Genomic DNA, 15,985 nt, shown 5'->3' with positions numbered 1-15,985 from the left:
CAGATTTTATAGGAGCTTAATTTAGAACTGGTATGTCTTTTGCTTTGGATTGATGCACTAAAAATAACGTGAATATGAGTATAAATCGTAAAGAAAAATAAGGCATTTCCTTGATGAACCAGATTTTTAAATTATTTATTCCCATGCTCTCAAGCAATTTAATTCTAGTTTTAAGTGGATTGGTTGATATTGCTTATGTAGGGCATTTTAGTAACGATCATGTAGCAGCATTATCGGTGACCTTATCTCTATATACAGTGATCTATGTCATTGGTATGGGGATTCTACAAGGTGTGATACTTAAGCTTTCAGAAGCTTATGGTTGCCATGACATACCACGTATTCGTCAAATTTTTATTCAAGGCATTTGGCTGATGTTATGTTCGGCATTGCTGAGTATTGGCTTGCTTTATTTGTTCCGTGATTTGCCCAAATTGTTTGGTGCATCTGAACATGTTGTTTCAATTACTAAAAACTGTATTTGGCTTTTGGTATTTATTTTACCCGCGCATTTATTAATGCGCTTATTTACAGCTTTGTCTCAGGTCACTGAAAATGCGCATAAGGTTTTATTATCAGATAGTGTTTTCTTCATTCTTAAAATTATTTTGTCCTATCTTTTGATTTATGGTGTCGCTTCATTTTCAATTCCGCCACTTGGTGCAATAGGGGCTTTGTTAGCCACTCTCATTGTACGGTGGTTTATGTTGGCTGTTTATTACGTATTTTTCTTGGAAAAAGGATACATCTTTATTGAGCATCCCGAACAGTCGATTGAAGATAGCCGAGAAAGTCTGCGGATGATTTTAAAAATAGGTATCCCGACAGCAATTATGGCGTTGATGGACGTTATTGCATTTTGTTCGGTTGCTATTCTGATTCTGCCTTTTGGGAGTGTGGTGTCAGCAGCACATCAAATTGTCGTGAGCACTGGCGGGTTCATGTTTATTATCCCTTCATCGATTGTCTCGGCTTATAGCATTTTGGTATCGCGATCTATGGGCAGCGGGAACATGGAAGAAGCAGATAAAATTGCCAGGCAAAGTATATGGGTAATTATGGCAGTGAGTGGCTGTCTGTCTCTGTGTTTATGGTTGGAGCGGGACTTCATTGTTACGTTCTATTCGGATGATTTGGCCGTGCAGATTTTGGCTGCATCCTTGTTGTTGATTGTCTGTATGTTTCATTTTCTAGATGGCTTAATGGCGTTATTGACCTCTTTGTTACGCTGTTGGGATGTGTCGATTTTACCGATGCTAATTTTCTTGGTCGTAGTGTTATGTTTCGGATTAGGCGGTGGTTGGTGGATGGCCTATAAAGGACTGCATTGGCAGGATATCTCGATTTCTGCGATGGGAGTTTATGGTTTTTGGTGGATGGCTGCCATAAGTTATTTAGTGGCTTGTCTATTGAGTGCCATGTGTTTCCGTTTTAGAAAACAATTAAGAGGGTTTTGATTAGGTAGATCAACACAATCTTAAAGCAGATGTTCTACTAACCAATCTTCAATCTCATTTTCAGAAATCACTTCAAAACCATGGCGCTGTAAAAGCGCTGTGGTGATTCCAACTCCCGTAATTTTTTCACCTTGAAAAGTACCGTTATAAATTTTTTGACTACCACAAGATGGACTATTCTCTTTTAAGACGACACAGCTTGCTTTTATTTGCTGTGCAATTTCTAGAGTGCGGTAAGCACCTTTCAAATATAGCTTAGTCACATCTAAACCAGATGAATCGGTAATTTTTGCTTTGCCATCTAGCACATCTTGACCTGTTCCTCCCACAATTTCTGCGGGTAAACGGGGAGTGGTAAAACCACCTAATAACTCTGGGCATAATGCTTGGGCTTTTTTATTGATCAATAGTTGCTTAAGTCGGGTATTTGGACAGGATTTACCATCATATCGAACAGGTTCGCCAATTAAACATGCACTGACTAAAAGCATAGTTTTCCAAACTCAAAGCAAGAGAGATTTTTGAAGATAAAGAATCATAAACAGAATATCGAATATGACAATTGATTTTAAAAAAAGACAAATTAAAAGATTACTTAAATTATGCAATTCATAATTAAGTTATGTATTGCATAATTTGATTGTTTTTAGTAGCATCTAATTCAAGGTAAATGGCCATTGGAGATCCAACAAGGATGTTGGTCTCCATAAATCTATAAATGATTTTTAGGAAAAGACGATTTTTAAAGGTTTATTGAAAAATCTCAATCGTACTTTTAGATAACAAAGGACAGTGTGTATGGAAAACAAACACCACATGGAACGGAATTTAATCATCAAAGGTTCTACGCTCATCATATCTTCGTTTTAATGACTCGTTTTTTTCTCATAGGATGCGTTGGGTTAAGCCAATTTGACGGTTCAGGTCTTCACCCAATGATGACGTATACTATAGAGAAAGGAGCTGAGTTCATCAGCAATAGAGATAAACGGAACAGGTAATCACCAGAGGGAAACTAGATGGATATTTTAGAGAACCCATTAGAATTATGCGGTTTTGCATTTATTGAGTTTGTTTCAAAAGAAAATGAATTAGATCCAGTTTTTGAAACAATCGGCTTTTCAAAAGTAGCCAAGCATAAATCGAAAGAAGCGTACTTATGGCGTCAAGGAAATATCAATATTATCCTGAATTATCAGCCAGAATCTTATGCTTCATTCTTCTTTAATGAACATGGTCCATCTGCTTGTGCGATGGGTTTTAAAACACGTGATGCAGCAAAAGCTTTCCAAAAAGCAGTAGAGCTTGGTGCTGAACCAATGTATTCAAAAGTTGGGCCAATGGAGCTCAACATTCCGGCAATTAAAGGTATTGGTGGCATGCCAATCTTTTTAGTTGACCGTGATATTTATGAAAATGACTTTATTTTCTTTGATGATGCCGAGAAACGTCCAGTAGGGGCAGGCTTAAACGAGATTGACCACCTAACTCATAACGTCTACAAAGGCCGTATGGAGTATTGGGCAAACTTCTATGAAAAAATCTTTAACTTCCAAGAAATTCGCTACTTTGATATTAAAGGTGAATATACAGGTTTAACGTCTAAAGCATTAACAGCACCAGACGGTAAGATCCGTATTCCGTTAAACGAAGACTCTGACAAAGGAAACGGTCAAATTGCCGAGTTCCTATCTGACTTTAATGGCGAAGGTATTCAGCATATCGCGTTTATTTGTGATGACTTAATCTCGACTTGGGATAAGTTAAAAGGTCTTGGTCTGAAATTTATGACACCGCCACCAAATACGTATTATGAAATGCTAGAAGATCGTTTACCTGAGCATGGTGAACCGACTGATGAATTAAAACAGCGCGGTATTTTGCTTGACGGTAATACTAAAGACGGTCAGAAAAAGCTTTTATTGCAAATTTTCTCTGAAAATATGATTGGTCCAGTTTTCTTTGAATTTATTCAACGTAAAGATGATGATGGTTTTGGTGAAGGTAACTTCAAAGCGTTATTTGAGTCGATTGAACGTGACCAGATCCGTCGTGGTGTTTTAGAAACTAAATAAATAAGCTGAGCTTTATTCCTGATCTTAAAAAAACCAAGAGTTTGATCTCTTGGTTTTTTATCGCTATTGATTAGCGGCTTTTAATATATTGATTGATGAGGTTCACTTCATTTTTTAAGATTTCAATCGTTTTACTATGAGGGTCGACTGGTAAAAACATTTCGCTATCCAGGGCGACAATACAAAACTCAATACTCTGGTTTGAGTTAAATACAGGTAAACCCACTGCATTAATTCCTGTCAGTAAATCACCTTTCGCTGCCGACATTTGTTGCTGGCGAATGGTGTCTTTAAGCTCTGTAAATGCTTGCCAGTTTTGTGGTGCGATGTTTAGACCAAGCTCTTGATGCTTTTGCCATTCTGCTTCCATTAATGGGCGAACAAAATGTTCAGGAAGATAAGAAGCAAATAGACGTCCCGCAGCAGAATTGACTAAAGGCATAATCGAGCCGACTTTAGTAACAATCGAAATAGGGTGGTTTGATTCAATCGACTGAACCACGACAGGGCCTTTTGGTGACCATTTACTAATTTGTATACCGCAACCAATTTTGTTTTGTAGGTCGTAAATTAAATGCTGTACCAGCTGTAGTGTGTCGCTATGTTGAACACAGTTGAGACCTAAGCGCCATGCCTGATCACCTAAAGCATATTGTCCATCATCAAGCTGTTTTGCATATTCCATTCGAATAAGGCTAACCAGATAGCGGTGAACCTTGGCAGGATGCATTTCTAGCTTGCTAGACAGATCTTTGAGAATAATAGGTTGATTGTGCTCTAAAAGGGCGTTTAGTACAGATAAACCGACTTCAAGTGATTGAACCCCCCCAGATACTTTTTCTTCAATCATTTAAATACCCTTAATAAATTTACTTCAGCTGTTAAACGTGGCGATCAAAACATAAATTGAAATTGGCGCGTTTTACATCATGCCTGAGCCTAGTGAAAAATAGAAATCACCTTTTTCTATTAGCGAAATTGACATGTTTAATAACCAACAATTTTCTAAAATCACTATGCTCTTATTTATAGCGCAATTTTCTAGAAATTTAGCGGTTTTAAATAATATAAATCGGCATTGATATAGAACTGCTCTTAAAACAATTCTAATCAATGCCGATTTTTTAGTGCGCTCTTTAAAAATTAGGTTCCTAACTCTTCTTCATGCAAGAAATGAGTATGGTGCGGAGCGCGTTTGGTTTTGCTCCATTCCTCTAACATTTCAGTTTTCATTTCTTCAGTAATTTTTGCAATTTTTTCTTCAGCATGAGCATCGTTATAAGTCAGTTCTAAACGATGACCATTTGGATCGAAGAAGTAAATTGAGTGGAAAATGCCATGGTTAGTCACACCTAAGACTTTCACACCATTTTCTTCTAAATGTTGCTTGGCAGCCATCAACGCATTTAAGTCTTCAACTTCAAAAGCAATATGCTGCACCCATTGAGGCGTATTTTCATCTCGGCCCATTTCTGGTTGAGTTGGCAATTCAAAAAATGCCAAAACGTTACCTTGACCAGCATCTAAGAATAAATGCATATATGGGTCAAAGGCTTTAGTTGACGGCACATGGTCTTCAGCAAAAGCTAAAATGAAATCCATATTGAGCATTTTTTTATACCACTCAACAGTTTCTTTCGCATCCTTACAACGATATGCAACGTGATGTATTTTTTTAATGGCAAATGTCATATTAAAACTCCTTTTTACTATTCCCAATCTGGTTGTTGTTCTGGCGCCGCGTTATAAAAGGCTGGGATAGACAAACAATGGTGATAAATCGATTCAATTTTTGGAAACGCAGATAAATCAATCTTGAAGCGTTTCGCGTTGTAGACCTGTGGAATCAGACAGCAATCGGCAATAGTTACTTGTTGTCCAAAGCAAAATTGTCCATTTGAATCTTGAAGTAGCTGTTCGAGATTTTGAAAGCCTTCAATAATCCAGTGCTGATACCAATAATTTTTCTGCTCATCTGAAACATTTAAGTCATTTTTTAAGTATTTCAGTACGCGTAAGTTATTTAATGGGTGAATATCACAGGCGATTGCTTGGCCAAAAGCGCGAACTTTTGCTCTGTCTTGCACATCTCTTGGAAGTAATTTGGTTTCTGGATATTGTTCATCCAGATATTCCAAAATACTTAACGATTGAGACAAGGTTAAATCGCCATCAATTAAAGTCGGAACTAGAGCACTACGGTTTAACTTTAAATAGTCTTCGCTTTGCTGTTCGTTTTTTACCAGATGAACTGGAACAGTCTCATAAGCTAATCCTTTAATGTTTAGACCAATCCGTACTCTGTAGGCTGCAGAGCTACGAAAGTAACTATACAGCTTCATAGTCAGGCTCCGAAGTTTCTGCAAAATCGAAATTTAATGCAGGAAGGACTGTATTTCGAACTTCACCGAAGCCAATGCGAATACCATTTTTCTCACAGTGACCTTTCATGATCAGGGTATCGCCGTCTTGCAAGAAACCACGAGTTTCGCCATTGGCAAGTGTTAAAGGCTTGGTGGTGTTCCATGTAAGCTCAAGCAAGCTGCCATACGAATCTGGTGTAGAACCTGAAATGGTACCTGAACCCATTAAATCGCCAACCTGAACATTACAGCCGCCAATGGTGTGGTGAGTAAGCTGTTGAGCCATAGACCAATACATATATTTAAAATTGGTTTTGCAGATCACATCAGCTTGCGTCGATTTCGGGCTTTGAATTTCAACACTCAAATTAATGTCGTAACTATTCGCGATATTTTCTTGTAAATACGCTAAAGGTTTAGGCTCTTGTTTTGGGCCTTCCACTTTAAATGGCTCAAGTGCTTCAAGTGTGACTATCCAAGGTGAGATGGCACTAGCAAATGATTTTGAATTGAAAGGACCTAGAGGCACATATTCCCATTGCTGGATATCGCGTGCTGACCAGTCATTGAGTAATACCATTCCAAAAATATGATCCCACGCATTTTCAATTGAGATTGGCTGGCCAAGCTCGGTTGGTTTACCAATAACAAATGCTGTTTCAAGTTCAAAGTCGAGTTTACGCGTAGCTGAGAAAACTGGACGCTCTTCATTTGGAAGTTTAATTTGTCCAGATGGACGCACGACTTGAGTGCCACTGACTACCACAGAGCTAGCACGGCCATTGTAACCAACAGGCAATTCAGTCCAGTTTGGAAGTAAGGCATTTTTAGGATCGCGGAACATACAGCCTACATTGGTGGCATGTTCTTTAGAAGAATAGAAATCGGTATAACCAGGTACTTGAAGTGGTAAATGCAACGTAACGCTGTCTTGCTTAACCAAAACTTCCTGACGCAATGCTTCATTTTCTTGAAGCGTTAAATTTTCAACCGAGAGAAGAGACTGTAGTGTGTTACGAACTTTTGACCAGTTGGCTTTGCCAGACTCGATAAATTTATTGAGTGTTGGCTGGTTAAAATATGTGTCTTGTTCTGAAAGTTTTAAAAGACCGTGCTTTTCAAGAGCAGCGAGATCAATCACCCAATCACCAATAGCTACACCAACTTGACGCTCACTTTCGTTAGCTCTGCTAAAAACACCGTAAGGCAAATTATGAATAGTGAAATCTGATTGAGGTGAAACTTCAATAAAAGAGTTTAGTTTTTGTTCCATTTTCGCTTCCTTGTCTTTATCTCGAGTCTTATACAAATAAAAGTTCGGTCTAGGACTGAGCTACTCAATAAGTTTTAACCTTTGCTTAGATCATCTTTTGTCTTATGAGTTTGATATAGACCGAGCACAACCAATTGCTTCATGTCTCTATAATACTGAATTCATCAAATTACGCAATACATAATTTAATTACACATTTCATAATAATTGTCATTTCTTGTATTTTCTGTTTTCATTCGCGCTTATGAGAAAAGTCACGCAATTATTTTTTTCATGAATCTCTATGAAAATCTGATCAATTTATGATATACGTAATTTATTGGAAAAAAATTACGTGACACGGATGAGAATAATCATATGTCAGCACAAGAGCAAGGAAACCTGAAACATGGTTTGAGTAATCGGCACATCCAGCTTATTGCATTGGGTGGGGCGATTGGCACAGGGCTTTTTCTTGGTATATCACAATCGATTAAATTAGCAGGTCCATCGGTCATCCTCGGTTATGCCATTGCAGGATTTATTGCTTTTTTAATGATGCGTCAGCTTGGCGAAATGGTGGTAGAAGAGCCAGTCAGTGGATCTTTTAGTCATTTTGCCTACAAATATTGGGGACCATTTGCAGGGTTCATGTCAGGATGGAACTATTGGGTACTCAATGTACTCGTCTGTATGGCAGAACTAAGCGCAATTGGTCTTTATATTCAATATTGGTGGCCGCAAATTCCGACGTGGGCGTCTGCTTTAGCCTTCTTTGTCTTAATTAATGGCATTAATTTGCTACACGTTAAGTTTTTTGGCGAAATGGAATTTTGGTTTTCTATTGTCAAAATTTTAGCAATTCTTGCAATGATTGGCTTTGGTTCATATTTACTTGCAACAGGCACAGCAGGTCCACAGGCAAGTATCAGCAATCTTTGGGCACTTGGCGGTTTCTTCCCGTTTGGCGTTGAAGGCTTAGTGATGGCGATGGCAGTCATTATTTTTGCTTTTGGTGGTATTGAGCTTTTCGGTATTACTGCGGCTGAAGCGCGTGACCCTGATAAAACTTTACCTAAAGCTGTGAATCAAATTATTTACCGTATTTTGATTTTCTATATTGCGACGCTTTTTGTTTTATTCTCGCTATTTCCATGGAATCAAATGGCACAAGGCGGAAGCCCTTTTGTGATGGTCTTTGCTTCTTTAGATAGCCAAGGCATTGCAACATTATTGAACTTTGTCATTTTGACAGCTGCGGTTTCAGTTTATAACGGCACAAGTTATTGCAGTAGCCGTATGCTATTGGGCCTTGCGCAACAAGGAAATGCACCAAAAGTATTTGCACGTATTAATAAACGCGGTATTCCAACCAATGCAGTAATCCTTTCTGCGGCAGTCACTATTTTATGTGTACTGTTAAACTATATTTTCCCTGAAAAAGCATTTGGTTTGCTCATGATGCTGGTGGTTGCAGCGATTGTAATTAACTGGGTTGTAATTTCATGGACGCATTTAAAATTCCGCAAATATATGCAGCGCCAAGGACAAACAACGAAGTTCCCAAGCTTTATGTATCCGTTTAGCAACTATTTATGCATATTATTTATGCTTGGCATTTTGATTGTGATGTCTTTAACACCAGATATGCGTGTTGCGGTCATGATGATTCCTGGTTGGATCTTATGTTTAATGGTGGCGTACCAATTTAAACGCCGAAAATTAAAAGCTGAGCAGTCTATACGCGCCTTAGAGGCAGATATTTAATAAATTATTGAGTTGTATTTAAAAAAGGACGTATCTCATACGTCCTTTTTTATTTTTAAAATTTAGCAACAGAAATTAAAGGATTTTATTATTGTTATAATATAACATTTCATTAATTTAATGATGAGCAATTTTCCCATTTTTGGTGAAGATAGAGCATATTTATGAAGCGTTATTTAGGTTTAATTTTATTAACTCTCACAGCATGTAGCACTCAAACTCCCAAGCCAACAATTCCTCTGCATACCCAGACAACTTTACCTCAACCTACAAAAACAGTGGCCAGAATAAAGCCTCAACCCGAGGCGTATGTTGCGTGGTTAGCAACAGCAGACCATCGACAGTCTGTGCAAGCTTACAAGCAATTTCTTAAGCAAAAAGGGCTTGCCAATTTAGTTCCAGACCATGAATTATTAAGCTCAGCTCGAGATTGGCAAAAATGTGGAGTTGAGCCTTATGCAGTACCTCCACGTGAGATTTGGTCGAATATCGTTCCGACACTTATTATTTTAAAAGCGTTAGTTGAGGATGGTGTAATTAATGATTTTGAAGTGACTTCGGTCTACCGAGCGTTATCTCTAAACCGCTGTGCAGGTGGTGCTGATGCTTCTCGACATGTCTTTAATGCAGCGCTTGATTTTCGAATTGGACCAGAACAGCCGAGTGATTTAGACCAGTTTAATATTCAACAAACCAAAACCAAACTTTGTCAGTTTTGGGCCACAAAAGGTCAAGCGCTTAATATGGGACTAGGTGTTTATGCTTCAGGACAAATTCATATTGATAGCCAAGGATTCCGTGCATGGGGGCCTGACCATCACTACAAAACCTCAATTTGTCAGGGATTATAAAAGCAATTTTTTCAACGACTAAGTAAATTGACCTAAACAAAAGCGGAATAAAAACTTGATCAATAGTTATGTTATAACATAACATTAATATGGTTTAGAAATAGATTACGCCTGTGATCTGGCCATATTAAATGGCCAGCCATGATCAGTTTAAATATTATTCAAAGAGATCAAGCCATGCGCACTGCAATCGCCAACTCATTTGCCAAGCTTCCTGTCACTGTTTTATCAGGCTTTTTAGGTGCAGGAAAGACCACATTACTCAACCATATTTTAAATAATCGTGAAGGCCGCCGTATTGCCGTGATTGTCAATGATATGTCTGAGGTGAATATTGATGCGGCATTAGTACGTGAAGGTGGGGCAGAGCTTTCAAGAACAGATGAAAAGCTGGTTGAAATGAGTAATGGCTGTATCTGTTGTACGCTACGAGAAGATTTATTGGTTGAGGTAAGACGTTTAGCTGATGAAGGACGCTTTGACCAGTTAGTCATTGAGTCAACTGGCATTTCAGAACCTTTACCTGTGGCAGAAACCTTTACCTTTGAAGATGAAGATGGAAACTCACTCAATGAGTTTGCTCGACTCGACACCATGGTCACGGTAGTCGATGCTTTTAACTTTCTTAAAGATTACAGTTCAGTTGACTCCCTGCAACAACGCGGCGAGTCATTAGGCGAACAAGATGAGAGAACTGTGGTTGACCTTCTTATCGATCAGATTGAGTTTTGTGATGTGATTGTGCTGAATAAAATTGATTTGATTGACCAAGCTCAGCAAGACCAGCTTATCGCCATTTTAAAAACATTAAACCCGCGTGCCCGAATTGAAATTGCACAATTTGGAAACATCGCTTTAGATAAAATCTTAAATACACAGCTATTTGATTTTGATGAAGCCGCACAAGCACCAGGCTGGTTAAAAGAGTTACGTGGTGAGCATACGCCAGAGACTGAAGAGTATGGCATTAGTAGCTTTGTTTACCGCGCGCGTCGACCTTTTCATCCAGAGCGTTTTTATGATTTGGTACAGGCTGAATGGCCGGGAGTCGTACGTTCCAAAGGCTTTTTCTGGTTGGCTGCCGAACCGACATTGGCTTATTCATGGTCACAAGCGGGTGCAATGGCTCGACATGGCTTAGCTGGTTATTGGTGGGCGGCCGTTGCAGAAGAAGATTGGCCGAGTGACCTAGCCAGCATTGAACAAATTAAGAAAAATTGGGATGCCCGCACAGGTGATGCGCGTCAGGAACTGGTTTTAATTGGTATGCAAATGGATGAGCAAGCGTTACTACAGCGCTTAGATCGTTGCTTGTTAAGCGATGAAGAAATGGCTTTAGGGCCACAAGTTTGGCAGAGCTGGTCTAACCCTTTTAAGCAAGATGATGAAACCATGTTGATTGCTTAATTAAATAAGCCCCTATTTTAAAGGGGCTTATTTTTATGATTTATCTTTAATGAAAATCTTTCGAACATAGTTGTTGAGCGGAGTCGAATAGTATTTTTCAATCGCTGCGCTGATGATAAAAGTCAAAACCAGATAGCTAATTAAAAGCATAATTTTGATGCTAGAGTCGGTTTGGGCGGGAATAAAAGCAACTTTCATAAGGCCCAGCACAACCAGATGAAACAAATAAGTTTCATAACTTCTTTGCCCCAACAAGACCATCACTTTGGTAAATAGGCTATGCGCTTGCGTTTCGGAAGGATGCTGAAAACACAGAATGAGTAAACTTGTGGCAAGAGCAAATAAGCTAATACCCCATGTGCTAACTTCTTTAATTGGCGCATATAAATATAGAGCGGTCATGCTCAAAATAATTAACCATGAAAGAGGTTTTTTATAGGTCCAATTTGGTCGATATGTATGAGAAAATATCGCAGTTAAGCAACCAATCGCTATGCCGTCAAAACTCGAAAAATAATGATATAAATAGGCACCGCTTTCTTCTCCAAAATGTAGAGATCTAAAATAAGGTCCGTATAAAATTACTCCAATAAGCACGGCAATAAATACCTTATTACTACGCGTGAGCAGGCACAATAATGGGAAAACAAAGTAAAAAACTTCTTCTACAGAGAGTGACCACAACACCCCCAAAGCGTAGTTTACCCAACCAAATTTAATAATCAGGATATTCATCCAGAAGGTTAAAGCCGCAAAAATTGTTAGTGGATAAGAGACCTCAATGCCATTCGGTGCTTGATTCATAAAGGGTTTTAAGTCAAATGAACCAAGTATGCTTACACCTAAAATGAGTAATACCAGACACGGTAAAATACGCGCTGCCCGTCGGATATAAAAATGTTTGAGGTTAATTGCAGAGAATTGTTTGTCTCTTTTTAAGGTGTGATGGGTAATTAAAAAACCCGAAATCACGAAAAACATGGTGACGCCATAATTTCCGTTTCTTGCGATGACTGTGCTAAATGCATCACCTAAGAAATCAAAACCTAACCATGTATCTTTGAGTTTATAGGGAATATTAAAATGATGTAAAAGAACCAAAAGGATAGAGATTCCTCGAAGAATATCTATTTTATAATTACGCATTCGATGTGCTTCCAGCTTTATTAATATACTGTGTGGCAGAAGAATACTATCGATCAGTTATTTTAAATAAAAGTTTTAAGCATCATTTCGTAAATTAGAAAAGACGATACTTTTTACATCCTTGAATTGAGCATAGACTTAGCAGAAATAACTATTAAATAAATATTGATAAAATCCTAATATATTTGAATTTCTCTACATAAAACTTTAAATTAGCTCTTATTGAGATATGTTTAATTTTTAAACTTTTTGAAATCTATTTAATTCATAAATTAACATGTTGTATGTGGTTGTATATACATAGCATGTCAACTAAAATACCTTTTTGCCTGCTGCCTTTTTGAGTATTTGTTATGCCCAGAACATCAAAACAAGAACATACTGAGCTTTCGATTGAAGCTGATAGTCCAGTTCCTCTATACCAACGCGTAAAACAGCTGATTTCACAAAAGATTTATGAAGGTTCGTGGGCTGTAAATAAAAAAATTCCTTCGGAAAGTGAACTCGTTAATCAACTCGGCTGTAGTCGTATGACGGTAAACCGTGCGCTACGTGAGTTAACAACAGAAGGCTTACTTGTTCGAATTCAAGGCGTTGGTTCTTTTGTTGCTGAAGGGCAAGGCCGAACTGCACTTTTTCAGATTAACAATATTGCCGATGAGATTATTGCACGAAACCATAAGCACCATGCTGAAGTTTTAGTCTTAGAACAAATTTATGCAAATGCAGAGCAAAGCGTATTAATGCAGACTCGCGAAGGGCAAAGATTATTTCACTCGATTATTGTGCATTATGAAAATGATGTACCTGTTCAGGTCGAAGATCGTCTGGTTGATGCAGCATTGATTCCAGATTATTTAGAACAAGATTTTAAAACCATTACGCCTAATGCTTATCTCATGGCAAAAGCACCCGTGACGGAAGGTGAACACATTGTTGAGGCCGTTTTAGCATCTCCTCAAGAGTGTAAGTGGTTGAAGATTACTAAAGCTGAGCCATGCTTACTCATTCGTCGCCGTACATGGTCAAATAAACAACTCATTTCAAGTGCGCGTTTGATCTATCCGGGTAGTCGCTATTATCTCGAAGGGAAATTTAACCCATGATTGAATTGATCAGGGCCGATCAATATACAAAAATGCTTTGGAAAAATGGTGCGGGTTTTACTTTGGAAATTGCCAGAAGCCAAGGTGAAGCTGATTTCGATTGGCGTATTTCGATGGCAGATGTGACCACTTCCGGACCATTTTCACTATTTCCCAGTAAGCAGCGCATTATTAGCGTACTCGATGGGCAGGGTATGGTATTGCATGTCGATGATCTTCCTGTCAAAACGCTAAACCAAGGCGATATTTTTGCTTTTGACGGTGAAAGTCATGTCCAAAGTGAACTGGTTGACGGTGCAATTCGAGATTTAAATTTAATTTATGATCCTGCAAAGTTCCATGCCCGTTTTCAGCGGTTGAATGATGCGGCGGAGCAGACATTTATTAGCTCGGCAGACCTGATTTTTATTTTTAATCAGGGCGCTGAAACGGAAGTAAATGTTGATGATCATTCCTTTCAGATTGCTGCTACTGAGACTTTAAAAATTGAAAAAAATAGTGGGGTAACATCGGTTCATTTTACGCAAAATCAGCCAAACAGTTGTTATGTTATTGAGCTAATTCAACGTTAAAACTTAAGTGATTTGCTTCTTTGAAAGCACATGTCTAGTGAAAAGATATGTGCTTTTTTTCTGCTAGATACAAAAATAAATTAATTTAATTCATTAGCTTATTCAATTTTTTCAAAAAAATATGAGTCACCCTCTTCACGCCAAAAAATATTTGTGTAGTATATGGATGTATATACAAGTTAATACATTACTATACAAATGCAGAAACAAGTGATGTTCTGCTGATGTAAGCTCAAAGGAAGGAGTCCGCCTGTGACAACAATGACAACAAAATTTCGTGATGTAGAAATTCGTGCGCCACGCGGCACTGAATTGACGGCTAAAAGTTGGTTAACTGAAGCTCCATTACGTATGTTGATGAATAACCTTGATCCGGACGTTGCAGAAAACCCGAAAGAGTTGGTTGTATACGGTGGTATTGGCCGTGCAGCACGAAACTGGGAATGTTTCGACAAAATTGTAGATACTTTAAAAAATCTTGAAACTGATGAAACATTATTAGTTCAATCAGGTAAGCCAGTAGGCGTATTTAAAACTCATAAAGATGCTCCACGCGTTTTAATTGCAAACTCAAATCTTGTACCGCACTGGGCAAACTGGGAACACTTCAACGAGTTAGATGCAAAAGCACTGGCAATGTACGGTCAAATGACAGCAGGTTCGTGGATCTACATTGGTAGCCAAGGTATTGTACAAGGTACTTACGAAACATTCGTTGAAGCAGGTCGCCAACACTACAACGGTGACCTAAAAGGCCGTTGGGTTCTTACTGCTGGTTTAGGTGGTATGGGTGGTGCTCAGCCTTTAGCTGCAACACTTGCAGGTGCGTGTTCTTTAAACATTGAATGCCAACAAGCAAGTATCGATTTCCGTTTACGTACCCGTTATGTAGACGAACAAGCAACTGACTTAGACGATGCTTTAGCGCGTATTGACCGCTATACAAAAGAAGGTAAAGCAATTTCAATTGCGCTTCATGGTAACGCTGCTGAAATTTTACCTGAGCTTGTACGTCGTGGTGTACATCCAGACATGGTGACTGACCAAACAAGTGCGCACGATCCCCTTAATGGCTACTTACCAGTAGGTTGGACTTGGGATGAATACCGTGCACGTGCGAAAACCGAACCAGAAGCTGTTGTAAAAGCTGCAAAACAGTCGATGGCGAAGCACGTACAAGCAATGCTTGATTTCCAAAAAATGGGTGTCCCAACATTTGACTATGGCAACAACATCCGTCAAATGGCGAAAGATGAAGGCGTAGCAAACGCTTTTGATTTCCCTGGCTTCGTACCTGCATACATCCGTCCATTGTTCTGCCGTGGTATTGGTCCATTCCGTTGGGCTGCGCTTTCTGGTGACCCAGAAGACATTTATAAAACAGATGCAAAAGTTAAAGAGTTAATTCCTGATGATGAACATTTACATCACTGGTTAGACATGGCACGTGAACGTATTAGCTTCCAAGGTTTACCAGCGCGTATTTGCTGGGTTGGTCTAGGCTTACGTGCAAAACTTGGTTTGGCATTTAACGAAATGGTTCGTAGCGGTGAATTATCAGCTCCAGTTGTGATTGGCCGTGACCATTTAGACTCAGGTTCGGTTGCGAGTCCAAACCGTGAAACCGAAGCAATGCAAGACGGATCAGACGCAGTATCAGACTGGCCCTTATTAAACGCGTTGCTCAATACAGCAGGCGGCGCAACTTGGGTGTCTTTACATCACGGTGGTGGTGTAGGTATGGGCTTCTCTCAACACTCAGGCGTTGTGATTGTGTGTGATGGTACAGATGAAGCTGCTGCACGTATTGCTCGCGTACTGACCAATGACCCTGCAACAGGTGTTATGCGTCATGCCGATGCAGGTTATGAGATTGCGATTAACTGTGCGAAAGAGCAAGGCCTACACTTGCCAATGATCACGCAATAAAAATACACGGAAGAACTGGCGGTGCTTTTTGCAATTGTGAAAAGCACCGTCTCAGCAGAA

14 protein-coding genes are annotated in these 15,985 nt (G+C 39.0%); 8 read left to right on the top strand and 6 right to left on the bottom strand.

What is annotated here, in order from left to right; genetic code table 11:
* The first annotated feature begins 113 nt into the window (after nt 1–113).
* The gene (locus RFW85_RS05145) at nt 114–1,457 is read left to right on the top strand and encodes an MATE family efflux transporter (protein WP_170247963.1); all 1,344 of its coding nucleotides are present in this window, start codon (nt 114–116) and stop codon (nt 1,455–1,457) included.
* Nucleotides 1,458–1,477: 20 nt separating this feature from the next.
* Here RFW85_RS05145 and RFW85_RS05140 read toward each other — a convergent pair whose 3' ends face one another.
* Entirely contained in the window at nt 1,478–1,948 is a 471-nt protein-coding gene (locus RFW85_RS05140; RefSeq protein WP_170247964.1) for a DUF523 domain-containing protein, read from the bottom strand.
* Between the two features lie 528 nt (nt 1,949–2,476).
* Here RFW85_RS05140 and hppD point away from each other — a divergent pair.
* Complete coding sequence (gene hppD / locus RFW85_RS05135; RefSeq protein ID WP_063097640.1) at nt 2,477–3,532, top strand: 4-hydroxyphenylpyruvate dioxygenase; 1,056 nt, start codon at nt 2,477–2,479, stop codon at nt 3,530–3,532.
* A 70-nt stretch (nt 3,533–3,602) separates the two neighbouring features.
* Here the strand turns inward: hppD and RFW85_RS05130 are convergent, their stop codons facing one another.
* The 4 genes from RFW85_RS05130 to fahA all read right to left on the bottom strand — a co-directional run bounded on the left by RFW85_RS05130 (nt 3,603) and on the right by fahA (nt 7,168).
* Entirely contained in the window at nt 3,603–4,382 is a 780-nt protein-coding gene (locus RFW85_RS05130) for an IclR family transcriptional regulator (RefSeq protein ID WP_005066619.1), read from the bottom strand.
* A 293-nt stretch (nt 4,383–4,675) separates the two neighbouring features.
* Nucleotides 4,676–5,224 (bottom strand): VOC family protein, encoded by a 549-nt coding sequence (locus RFW85_RS05125; protein ID WP_002119119.1) that lies wholly within the window; start codon nt 5,222–5,224, stop codon nt 4,676–4,678.
* 17 nt (nt 5,225–5,241) lie between these two features.
* Complete coding sequence (maiA, locus tag RFW85_RS05120) at nt 5,242–5,874, bottom strand: maleylacetoacetate isomerase (RefSeq protein WP_170247965.1); 633 nt, start codon at nt 5,872–5,874, stop codon at nt 5,242–5,244.
* Nucleotides 5,861–7,168 (bottom strand): fumarylacetoacetase, encoded by a 1,308-nt coding sequence (gene fahA / locus RFW85_RS05115; protein ID WP_170247966.1) that lies wholly within the window; start codon nt 7,166–7,168, stop codon nt 5,861–5,863. The genes maiA and fahA overlap by 14 nt, the downstream gene beginning before the upstream one ends.
* Before the next feature lie 357 nt (nt 7,169–7,525).
* Here fahA and RFW85_RS05110 point away from each other — a divergent pair, with 357 nt between their 5' ends.
* The 3 genes from RFW85_RS05110 (at nt 7,526) to zigA (ending at nt 11,172) form a co-directional block, all read left to right on the top strand.
* Nucleotides 7,526–8,914, top strand: a complete 1,389-nt coding sequence (locus RFW85_RS05110) for an amino acid permease (RefSeq protein ID WP_086354959.1) — start codon at nt 7,526–7,528, stop codon at nt 8,912–8,914.
* Between the two features lie 164 nt (nt 8,915–9,078).
* Complete coding sequence (locus tag RFW85_RS05105; protein WP_309171218.1) at nt 9,079–9,765, top strand: D-Ala-D-Ala carboxypeptidase family metallohydrolase; 687 nt, start codon at nt 9,079–9,081, stop codon at nt 9,763–9,765.
* Nucleotides 9,766–9,906: 141 nt separating this feature from the next.
* Complete coding sequence (gene zigA, locus RFW85_RS05100) at nt 9,907–11,172, top strand: zinc metallochaperone GTPase ZigA (RefSeq protein ID WP_170247967.1); 1,266 nt, start codon at nt 9,907–9,909, stop codon at nt 11,170–11,172.
* A 33-nt stretch (nt 11,173–11,205) separates the two neighbouring features.
* On the opposite strand, the gene RFW85_RS05095 is transcribed toward zigA, so the two are convergent.
* Nucleotides 11,206–12,318 (bottom strand): acyltransferase, encoded by a 1,113-nt coding sequence (locus tag RFW85_RS05095; protein ID WP_170247968.1) that lies wholly within the window; start codon nt 12,316–12,318, stop codon nt 11,206–11,208.
* 353 nt (nt 12,319–12,671) lie between these two features.
* Here RFW85_RS05095 and hutC point away from each other — a divergent pair, with 353 nt between their 5' ends.
* The 3 genes from hutC to hutU all read left to right on the top strand — a co-directional run bounded on the left by hutC (nt 12,672) and on the right by hutU (nt 15,925).
* On the top strand, nt 12,672–13,424 hold the full coding sequence (hutC, locus tag RFW85_RS05090) for a histidine utilization repressor (RefSeq protein WP_086376018.1): 753 nt from the start codon (nt 12,672–12,674) through the stop codon (nt 13,422–13,424).
* Nucleotides 13,421–13,996, top strand: a complete 576-nt coding sequence (locus tag RFW85_RS05085) for a HutD family protein (RefSeq protein WP_216076497.1) — start codon at nt 13,421–13,423, stop codon at nt 13,994–13,996. Before hutC ends, RFW85_RS05085 begins: the two co-directional genes overlap by 4 nt.
* Before the next feature lie 261 nt (nt 13,997–14,257).
* Nucleotides 14,258–15,925, top strand: a complete 1,668-nt coding sequence (gene hutU / locus RFW85_RS05080) for a urocanate hydratase (RefSeq protein WP_309171224.1) — start codon at nt 14,258–14,260, stop codon at nt 15,923–15,925.
* Nucleotides 15,926–15,985 lie beyond the last annotated feature (60 nt).

It is taken from the genome of Acinetobacter sp. 12966 (genome assembly GCF_031196995.1).
Taxonomy (GTDB): domain Bacteria; phylum Pseudomonadota; class Gammaproteobacteria; order Pseudomonadales; family Moraxellaceae; genus Acinetobacter; species Acinetobacter geminorum.
This window is presented reverse-complemented; position numbering and strand designations above follow the sequence as displayed.